This window comes from Pseudenhygromyxa sp. WMMC2535 (genome assembly GCF_011083025.2).
Genome location: NZ_JABJWV010000001.1, coordinates 772,527 through 782,507 on the forward strand (window position 1 = coordinate 772,527; position 9,981 = coordinate 782,507).

Sequence of the window (9,981 nt, forward strand, 5' to 3'; positions counted from 1 at the left end):
ACGATCAGGGGATGCGGTCGGCTCCTGCGAAGTCGGGGCCCTCTTCCGTCGGGCGCGGGTCATCGTCGATGTCCATGGCTGGGTCCCCGGGTGTCCACGTCCCTGCGGTCTCGATGGCGGGCGGGTACATCCCCGGGGCGAGGTGGAAGTCCCCGCTCGCGTAGCCGACGAACCAACTCGTGTCTGGCATCGCGCCCAGAGAAGTGTTGTCCGCGAGCTCCAACTCGAGCGTGTTGCTGACCAGCGTCGCCCCTGGACATGAGACTTCGTCGGCATCGGTTCGGGCAACGAGCATCGAGTTGCGCACGGTCGTGCTCGAACCATCGTCGCATGTCAGCGCCGAGGCTGCGCCAAAACCACCAGCGAGTGTGGAATAGAGGATATCCGCGGCTCCATCGGTCACGTCGAGGGCGTTTTGATCATTAACATCCCCACCCACGAAGCTGTTCTCGAGCACCAGCGCCCCGCCACCATCGACCACGATACCACCGCCGGTGTTGTTGACGATCTTCGCTTGCTCGACCCACGCGCTCCCACCCACGACCTCGAGTCCCGGCGCTCCGTTCTGCGTCCCGGCGATCATGATGTCGCGCATGAATAGAACCCCCGAGCCACCCACCGTCAGGGCCGGCGCTCCGTTGGACCCCTGCCACCCCGGGTCTTCTCCCGGAGCGCCGAAGACTGCGGCCGTGCCCATGAGTGCGACGTCTTCTTGATAGGTGTCGTTGCCCGTGAGCTCATGGACGATGATCAGCGCCTCTGCTGGGGCCGCGACGAACGCCTCGAGCAAGGTGCAGTAGGGCATGGCCTCGGTCCCGTCCCCGCCCGGGCAGGTCTGCGCGTCACCGTCGACATGGAGGATGTCCCCTGGGTCAATGCAGTTCCCCGCCGCGAGGTTGCAGGCGCTCTCGGGACACTGCCCGTGCTCCTCACAGCCAACGCAGGTGTTGGTCTCCACCTCGCAAAGCGGCGTGCTCCCGGTGCAGACGCTCCCATCCTCCTCCGTGCAAGCCACGCAGACCCCCACGTGACACAGCGGCTGCCCCGGATCCGCAGCTGCACATGCCCCGTCCGGGTCCGCAGTGCCCTCGCAGTCTACGCACTCCCCGCTGCCGAGGTCGCAAAAGGGCGCCCCTTCGGAGCAGTCTGCGTCACCCATGCAGGCCGCCTCGCCCTCTCCCTCGCCCTCTCCCTCTCCCTCTCCCTCTCCCTCGCCCTCGCCCTCGCCCTCCGCCTCAGTATCAGTCTCCGTCTCGGAGTTGGTCTCCGTGCCGTCCGGCTCGGGGGCTGAGGAGCAAGCCGAGTGCGCCCCGATGACGAGACAGAGCGCAGTGAGCGTCATGTGGTCGTGTCGCGTCATGGGATGCGGTCGGCTCCTGCGAAGTCGGGGCCCTCTTCCGTCGGGCGCGGGTCGTCGTCGATGTCCATGGCTGGGTCCCCGGGTGTCCACGTGCCTGCGGTCTCGATGGCGGGCGGGTACATCCCCGGGGCGAGGTGAAAGTCGCCGTTGTCGTAATCGAGGAACCAGCCTGCCACGAGCGCTCCGAGGGCGGCATTGTCGCCCTCGGACATTTCGAGCGCGCTGTCCGTAATGGTTGCACCGGAGCACTGCACCTCGTCGTCTTCCGATGCCGAGACAAGCAAGCTGTTGCGGACAATAGTTGCTGCTCCGTCTACGCAAACGAGCGCCGCAGACGTGCCGAACCCCGAACCAACCGTTGTGAAGTCCATCTGCAGAGAACCATCGACAACGTCGAGCGCAGCGGTGTTGTTGACGTTGCCTCCGCCCACGAAGCTGTTCTCGAGCACCAGCGCCCCGCCACCGTCGACCACGATACCACCGCCGGTGTTGTTGACGATCTTCGCTTGCTCGACCCACGCGGAGCCTCCCGCAATTCGCAGGCCTGGCTGTGAATTGGGTGTACCTGACACGATCAAGGCTCGTGCAAACAACACGGCCGACGGCGAAACGGTGATGGCCGTAGCCATACTGGCGCCTTGAATCACGGGCATCTCACTCATTGCATTCGGAACTCCAAAAATCGCCTTCGTTCCACTTACCACATGGGCAGCAGAGTAAGGCACGCCACCATCCAAACCAGTAACATACAGTATTGACTCGGCTGGACTATCAGACAATGCTGAGGCAATTGAACAATAGGGTATCATTTGACTACCGCCTCCACCGTTATCGCAGTTAACGTCTCCCCCATCGACGTAGCGAATCGCCAAGGGGTCAATGCAGTTCCCCGCCGCGAGGTTGCAGGCGCTCTCGGGACACTGCCCGTGCTCCTCGCAGCCAACGCAGGTGTTGGTCTCCTCCTCGCAAAGCGGCGTGGTCCCGGTGCAGACGCTCCCATCCTCCTCCGTGCAAGCCACGCAGACCCCCACGTGACACAGCGGCTGCCCCGGATCCGCAGCTGCACATGCCCCGTCCGGGTCCGCAGTGCCCTCGCAGTCTACGCACTCCCCGCTGCCGAGGTCGCAAAAGGGCGTCCCTTCGGAGCAGTCTGCGTCACCCATGCAGGCCGCCTCGCCCTCTCCCTCGCCCTCGCCCTCCGCCTCAGTATCAGTCTCCGCCTCAGTATCAGTCTCCGTCTCCGTCTCCGTCTCCGTCTCCGTCTCGGAGTTGGTCTCCGTGCCATCCGGCTCGGGGGCTGAGGAGCAAGCCGAGTGCGCCCCGATGACGAGACAGAGCGCAGTGAGCGTCATGTGGTCGTGTCGCGTCATGGGATGCGGTCGGCTCCTGCGAAGTCGGGGCCCTCTTCGGTGGGGCGGGGGTCGTCGTCGATGTCCGTCGGCGGGTCGCCGGGGGTCCAGGTGGCGGTGGTCTCGATGGTCGGCGGGTACATGCCGGGGGCGAGGTGGAAGTCACCTCCCTCGAAGTCAGCAAACCAGCCGGAGAGGTCATCAAACGTCATCCCGGAGTCGGCCTCGGTAAACGAGTCGACAACTTGAATGTTGGGGCAGTCGATCTCGGGCTGATCGCTGTAGGAAACGACGATGCTGTTGCGGATGGTCGATCCGCTTCCGTCGGTGCATGCGAGTGCACGAGCGGTGTTGCCGAACCCCGCTCCGATCGTACTGAAGACTACAGAGAGTTGACCATCCACAACGTCGATGATGCGCTGGTTCTCATTGCCGCCCACGAAGCTGTTCTCGAGCACCAGCGCCCCGCCCCCGTCGACCACGATACCACCGCCGGTGTTGTTGACGATCTTCGCTTGCTCGACCCACGCGCTCCCACCCACGACCTCGAGTCCCGGCGCTCCGTTCTGCGTCCCGGCGATCATGATGTCGCGCATGAATAGAACCCCCGAGCCACCCACCGTCAGGGCCGGCGCTCCGTTGGACCCCTGCCACCCCGGGTCTTCTCCCGGAGCGCCGAAGACTGCGGCCGTGCCCATGAGTGCGACGTCTTCAACATAAGGATCGTTGCCCGTGAGCTCATGGACGATGATCAGCGCCTCTGCTGGGGCCGCGACGAACGCCTCGAGCAAGGTGCAGTAGGGCATGGCCTCGGTCCCGTCCCCGCCCGGGCAGGTCTGCGCGTCACCGTCGACATGGAGGATGTCCCCTGGGTCAATGCAGTTCCCCGCCGCGAGGTTGCAGGCGCTCTCGGGACACTGCCCGTGCTCCTCACAGCCAACGCAGGTGTTGGTCTCCACCTCGCAAAGCGGCGTGCTCCCGGTGCAGACGCTCCCATCCTCCTCCGTGCAAGCCACGCAGACCCCCACGTGACACAGCGGCTGCCCCGGATCCGCAGCTGCACATGCCCCGTCCGGGTCCGCAGTGCCCTCGCAGTCTACGCACTCCCCGCTGCCGAGGTCGCAAAAGGGCGCCCCTTCGGAGCAGTCTGCGTCACCCATGCAGGCCGCCTCGCCCTCTCCCTCGCCCTCTCCCTCGCCCTCTCCCTCGCCCTCTCCCTCGCCCTCGCCCTCGCCCTCTCCCTCGCCCTCTCCCTCGCCAGCGGTCAGACACGAGCCGTCCTCTTCGACGGTTTTGTCATCGCCGCACGCGTAGTAGCACTCGTCGGTCGGCAGCTCGTCGACACAGCCGTAGAACCCCTCGCCCGAGGGGGTGCAGGGCGACGAGCTACAAAACGGGCGCTCGCCATCGAATCGCTCGGCACAGGTCTGGTCACCATCTGCGTAGCGGCAGTGGTCCGGGTTGGGCTCCGAGGTCGTGATGCAAGCCGACACCACGAGACTCGTGGTGAAACCGAGAGCGATGGAAACGACGTATTTGGACATGGCGAGTGCTCGAGTGCGTGGGTCAGAATTTACCCGAGACGCCCAGACCAGCGCCATCGGGAGTGAGTACTGGATAAAAGTGGGCCTGTCGCTCTCGCGCTTGCTTGCGCTTCTTCGACTGCCGGCTCAGATCGACAGCGAGCAGCACGGCACCCGTGACGAGGGCCGTGCTGCCCACTGCGATGAGCGTGTAGCCGGCGGGTCGATGGTCGACGCGCTCACGCAGGTTGTTCCGCGACTCCTCGACGACGACGCCGCGCGAGAGCTCGACGCCTCCCCAGATCAGCCCTCCGGCTCCGAGGCCGGCGAGCACGATCCCCCCGATCCCCAGGCCCGTGAGCGGCTTTGGCGCGGGCCCCGCGTCGGGCGCTCCCTCTTCAGGCGATCCCTCACCTGACGGTCCTTCATCGACGGGCTCGCTCGTTTCGGCAGCCTCGCGCTCGAGCTCGGCCGCGCGAGCGTCGAGGGCCGCGACCAGTGCCGGGGTCCGTTCGTCGAGCACGGGCATCAACCGGGCGTCGACGCACATGTGGCAGTCGACCCACTCGATCGCAGGCTCCTGGCTCTGCCCGTCGATGAACTCGAAGTGGATGCCGTAGTCGTAGTCACCCGACTCCAGGACTCGAAAGCGGACGCGCAAAGTCATCGCGGCGTCATCTCCCTCACCCGCGAGTTCGAAGTCGGCCTTCGTGATGTGGGGCTCGAGACGCTCGCTGATCGCCTGGTCGAGACCGATGCCGTTGTCGCCCAGATCGTCGACGTCGACCTCGAGCTTCACCCTTCGGGCGTCAGGCTCGGCTGTTGGCGAGGCGGCGAGACCCGGACGTGGACATGTCAACGCTCCGATCCCCCAACAGAAGGCGAGCATGGCTTTTGACGGCTTGTTCATTTGGCGGACTCCGGTGCGTCGAGCCTGGCTGAGCAGACCTCGGCCTTCGAGCGGACCTTGGGATCAGTCGACTTCCTACCCGTCTGAGCGCACTCTTTCCAGCGACCGAGGTTGAACAGCGCGGTCGTGCGCAGGAGCACGCGGGCGTCCTTCTTCGACCAGCAGGCCTTGCGGGCCGTGTGCTCGACGACCTCACGCCACCTTCGTTGCTCGAAGGCCGCCCGACCTCGCGCCTCGACGCCGTCGCATGACGAGTCCCCGACCTCGGGCTTGGGCCCCGGCGTTGCCGGGGCTTTGACCATCGAGCGAGGAGACTCGGGCTCGACCTCGGCCTCGATCATCGGCTCCGGCTCCGGTGTCAGCGCGAGCTCCGGTGGCGGCGCAGGCTCGGATTGACGTGTGGCCCTGGGCGGCGCGTCGCCGATCGGCGCCGGCGCTCGGGCGTCGGCGCTCGCAGATCCCGAGGACCGCGCGAGCAAGAAGGCACCAGCACCAGCAGCGAGCAGCAACATGACGAGGAGCAACGCGACGCTGCGTCCCCTCCTCGCGTCGGACGTACGCGACGCGACAGCCGCCCCGGGCTCCTCCTCGGGTGCGTTGATGGCCACACACAAAGCGCCACGCTCGGGCCCGATGCCTCCGAGACGGTCGACGACTTCTGCCATCGTCGGTCGTCCACCCACTGCGCGATCGGTGCACTCGTGGACGATGACCGCGAGCGCCTCGGGCACCTCGTAGGCCCACGCATGGAGCTTGGGCACCTCGATCGCGCCTTCGCGCTGCGCCCGAATGAACTCGTCTCGAGCCCCAAACTGGCGAAAGGGATTGCGGCGGGTGATGAGCTCGAACAGCAGCGCCCCGAACGCGAACACGTCCATTGAAGGATCCGCGGGCGCCTTCGCGGCCTGCTCGGGACTCATGTAGCCGATGGTCCCCGGGGTGTCGTGGGCCCCGGTGAGTCGTCCGGGGGCGCCCGCGACGAGACGCGGCCCCCGGAGGTCACCGGCGTGGCTGAAGTCGAACAGCTTGACGGTGCCATCCTCGAGGATGAACAGGTTTCCGGGTGTCGCGTCTCGGTGGGCGATCCCATGCGCGTGACAAGCTGCGAGCGCGGCCGCCACCTGCCGGGCGATGTCGATGACGCGATCAGCCTCGAGCTTGCTTCGTACCAGCAGCCAGTCGAGCACCTCACCGCGGAGCAGCTCGGTCGAGAGCCATGGCCAGTCGTGGTCGCGCAGCCTGCCGCTGTCGCACAGCTCGATGATGTTGGGGTGGCCCTGGACTCGCCCCAGGTACTTCGCCTCGTCGACGAGTCGCTGCTCCCGCTCGGGTCGACCGAGGTAGCGCGGGAGCAAGATCTTGAGCGCGACCTCGCGGCCGAGGAGGTGATCTCGGGCGTGAAACACCCCGCTCATGCCGCCCTCGCCGAGCTTGGCCAGCAGCTCGAAGCGACCCATGCCGATCGTCTCGCCGACCGCCGGGAGCTCGCGCGCCTCGACGCTCACTACCCCGATCCTCCCTGCTTCGTCTTGACGCTCATGTTCGTCGCGCCGAGCCGGGCCTCGTAGTATGCGCCCTTGGAAAGCGCGTCGACGACCAACGTGCCGGGCTGGTGCCAGGGCGCGTCCTCCGACTCTCGCCAGCGAACCACGTACTTGCCTGGACGCAGCTTGATCATCGCTACGTGGTCGTGGGCGAGCAAGCGCGACCCGACCCGGATCTGTGCCTTCGTTACACCGGAGATCATGAATGTGACCTCGACCCTGGGCAGCCGCACGGGGGGCGGGGAGGGAGGGTCCTTCCCCCGGGTCTCGGAGTCGTCGCCTCTCTCGGTGTCGTCGCCGGTCTCGGTGCCACGGCCCTCGGTCTCGTCGCCGGTCTCGGTGTCGTCGCCGGTCTCGGTGTCGTCGCCTCTCTCGGTGTCGTCGCCGGTCCTCGTCGCGGGAGGTGCGGGCTCGGTTTGTGCGGGCTCTGGCTCGGCCAGCGCCGTCTCGCGGGATCGCTCCTCGGCCTCGGTGTCTTCGTCCGCGCGGTCGGTCACGAATACACCAAGCGTGATGCTGGCGAGCACGAGCGCGCCGCCGAGTAGACCGTCCACAATTCGACGCGATCGCCGTGGCAGTGTGGCCGCAACTGCAGGAGCGATCGCCGCTGACTTCGGTTCGGGATCCTCGAGAATCTCAGTGGCATCGAGGGGCTCCTCGTCCTCCCTCAGACCGGGCGGCAGACCGGTGGCCGTCAGCTCCTGACTCAGCGCCGAGCGAGGCACATCGACTTCGGCTTCGGGCACTGGCGTGGAGGCGTGTGACGGGAGCATCTCCTGATCCACGCCCTGGAGCGCTTCGACGTTCATCAGCTCGGTGAGCCCCGAGCGCCGCTCCCCGACAAAGCGCTGGTACAGCTCGCGCAGCTGTTGACCCGCGAGATGATAGTGACTGGTCTTTTGCAGGATCAGCGACCGTGCATCGGCAGCGCTCGGCCGGTCGTCGGGCCGGGCGGCCAGCATCTGCCGGCGAAGCTGATCGATCCACGCCGGCACCTCCCGCCCCTTCAGCTCGGGCACGTACCCGTCGAGCACCAGCGTCTGGAATTGCTGCCGATCACACCCGTCGAGGTAGCGCGCGCCGTCGAGCAATTCGTGAAGCACGACCCCGAGGCTGTAGATGTCGGTCTCCCTTCTCGCGCGACCGCTCATCTGCTCCGCAGACATGTAGCGAGGCGTGCCCATCGAGCGAGACATGGTGCCGTCGCCGGCCGCGGCGAAGCGCGCGATGCCGAAATCGGTCAACTTCACCTCGCCACTCGACGAGATCAAGATATTGCCCGGGGTCACGTCATAGTGGATGACCCCGGCGTCCGCGCCACCGACCGTGCGCTCGTGCGCATACTCGAGAGCGGCGAGGATCTCTCCGACGATGTAGAGGCAAGCCTCTACACTCAGCGGCACCCCGATTTTGTCGAGGAGTTCGCGAAGATTGACGCCGTCGACCCATTCCATCACGAGACACGGAGCGCCCTGGAACTCGCTGGTGTCCGTGACCTTGACGATGCGGCCGTGGTCGAGTTGGGCGGCGATGCGAGCCTCGTTGAAGAAGCGCTCGCGGTCCCGCTCGGTCTGAGCGAGGGCAGGGTGAAGGACCTTGATCGCGCAGGGCATCACCATGTTCTCGCGCCCGAGCCGAACGCCCCCCCAGACCTGACCCATGCCACCGCGGCCGAGCTGGTAGAGAAGACGATAGTTCCCGGAGAGGTCGCGCATGCGGTCGATGCCCCGGTACGGAGGCTAACACGGGTCTGCCTGGCGAGTTGTTCGCAAATTCGTGTTGCCGAGGTGACCGATGATCGGTCAGCAAAGCTCACATACTCTCGTGTGCGGTGCAGAGGCTGACCGATCACCGGTCAGCAAAGCTCACATGCTTTCGCGCCCTCCGGTGAGATGATTCCTTCGCCATGGAAGCACTGGTCGCGCCCTTGGAGCGGGTCGTGGAGGCTGGCGAGTGGTTCGTCCGCACGCCTTCGCTGCGCGTACTGTACATCGTGACCAGCAAGGTGCTGCGACTCGCCGTGCTCGAGCACCTGGCCGCCAGCGAGTTGCTCGAGCCCAACGATTGCCCATTCTTCGTGCTCGAGGCCCCGATGGAGGCTGGTGACGATGGTTGGTCACTCCGCTGCGAGGAGCTTCGCGCCGACTGGGCCGCGCTCACTACGGCCGCGGCAAAAGCAGACCGACACCTCGATCCCCTGTGGCCCGAGCACGCGGCCTCGACGGATCTCGAGCGCTTTTGCTTCGAGCTTCACAGCGCCCTGGGCTCGTGTGAGCCCACGATCGCCGGGCTCGTGCTCGTGCTCGCACCCGTGTGGGTCCTCGACAGCGAGCGCTGGCGACGAGACCTCACCGCGTTGCTCGAGCTCCCGCAGCTCCGTCAGCTCCGATTCGTGATCGTCGAATCTGAGCTCACCGCAGGCATCGCGGTCGCCGAGGCGCTCGGCGCTGCCGCCGAGATCGTCGACACCCGCGTCGACTTCCGCGCGCTGGGACACGAGATGCGCGCGCGGATCGAGACCATGGGTAGCATCATCCCGGGGACGACGGGGTACAGGCTCACCGGCGGGGCGGGGCCCTCCGTGCTGCCGCCTCCGCGCAAGGGGGAACCGCCGGCCCCGAGTCCCGAGCAACGCGCCGAGCAGGCCGCTGCGCTCGGCATCTCGCCTGCGCTGCTGGACGTCGAAGCCATGCACGGGCTACAGGTCTCGATCCTCGGTGCTTCGGCTGCGATGGCAGAGGGCGACGTCCAGCGGGCCATCGAGAGCCAGCGACGAGCGAGAGATTTCTGCGTCACCAACGGTCTCGAACGCGAGGCCGCGGTAAGCGAGCTCATCCTTGGGAGCTACTCCCTGCAAAGCGGCAGCACCGACGATGCGGAGACGTCGTTCGTCCATGCCCGCGAGCGGGCGGTCGCAGCGAGCCTCCCCGAACTCGCCGTGCTCGCTCAGCTCTCCGTGGGCTCGTGTCTCCTCGTCCAACGCCGAGTGGACGAGGCCATCGTCGCCTACGCGAAGGCGGGCGAGCTCGGAGCGGAGTTGGGCGCAGTCATGCTGACGATCGAGGCCCAGCGCATGTGCGGCCAGCTGTTATTGTCGAAGGGCCGCCCAGCCGACGCCGCGTCGGCGTTCGCCCAAGCCCTGGCCGCCGCAGACCGAGCCGGGGACGCAGCCAAAGGTTCGAGCGCCCTCGCGGCCGCCCGAGCCCTCGCCGGGCTGTGCCGCGAACATGGGCTGATCGAGCAGGCCGAGTCACTCGAGGCGATGATCGCCGACACCGGATCGGAGCCAGCCTGA

The 9,981-nt window shown here is 66.7% G+C and carries 8 protein-coding genes; 2 read left to right on the plus strand and 6 right to left on the minus strand.

All coding sequences use genetic code 11. From position 1 onward, the window contains the following. Positions 1 to 4 precede the first annotated feature (4 nt). Together G6O69_RS02845 and G6O69_RS02850 are read right to left on the minus strand one after the other, a co-directional pair. Positions 5 to 1,360, minus strand: a complete 1,356-nt coding sequence (locus G6O69_RS02845; RefSeq protein ID WP_172301218.1) for a hypothetical protein — start codon at positions 1,358 to 1,360, stop codon at positions 5 to 7. After that, positions 1,357 to 1,989, minus strand: a complete 633-nt coding sequence (locus G6O69_RS02850) for a hypothetical protein (RefSeq protein WP_217909759.1) — start codon at positions 1,987 to 1,989, stop codon at positions 1,357 to 1,359. The genes G6O69_RS02845 and G6O69_RS02850 overlap by 4 nt, the downstream gene beginning before the upstream one ends. 250 nt (positions 1,990 to 2,239) lie before the next feature. Here G6O69_RS02850 and G6O69_RS02855 point away from each other — a divergent pair, with 250 nt between their 5' ends. Next, positions 2,240 to 2,395 (plus strand): hypothetical protein, encoded by a 156-nt coding sequence (locus tag G6O69_RS02855; protein WP_176396595.1) that lies wholly within the window; start codon positions 2,240 to 2,242, stop codon positions 2,393 to 2,395. Between the two features lie 331 nt (positions 2,396 to 2,726). On the opposite strand, the gene G6O69_RS02860 is transcribed toward G6O69_RS02855, so the two are convergent. The 4 genes from G6O69_RS02860 to G6O69_RS02875 all read right to left on the minus strand — a co-directional run bounded on the left by G6O69_RS02860 (position 2,727) and on the right by G6O69_RS02875 (position 8,401). Beyond that, positions 2,727 to 4,202, minus strand: a complete 1,476-nt coding sequence (locus G6O69_RS02860) for a hypothetical protein (protein ID WP_172301990.1) — start codon at positions 4,200 to 4,202, stop codon at positions 2,727 to 2,729. Between the two features lie 73 nt (positions 4,203 to 4,275). Further along, complete coding sequence (locus tag G6O69_RS02865; RefSeq protein ID WP_172301991.1) at positions 4,276 to 5,031, minus strand: hypothetical protein; 756 nt, start codon at positions 5,029 to 5,031, stop codon at positions 4,276 to 4,278. 107 nt (positions 5,032 to 5,138) lie between these two features. After that, positions 5,139 to 6,647: a protein kinase gene (locus G6O69_RS02870; RefSeq protein WP_172301992.1), complete on the minus strand. Its 1,509-nt coding sequence runs from the start codon at positions 6,645 to 6,647 to the stop codon at positions 5,139 to 5,141. Next, complete coding sequence (locus tag G6O69_RS02875; protein WP_172301993.1) at positions 6,647 to 8,401, minus strand: serine/threonine-protein kinase; 1,755 nt, start codon at positions 8,399 to 8,401, stop codon at positions 6,647 to 6,649. Before G6O69_RS02875 ends, G6O69_RS02870 begins: the two co-directional genes overlap by 1 nt. A 191-nt stretch (positions 8,402 to 8,592) precedes the next feature. Between G6O69_RS02875 and G6O69_RS02880 the strand changes: the two genes are divergently transcribed. After that, positions 8,593 to 9,981 (plus strand): hypothetical protein, encoded by a 1,389-nt coding sequence (locus G6O69_RS02880; protein WP_172301994.1) that lies wholly within the window; start codon positions 8,593 to 8,595, stop codon positions 9,979 to 9,981.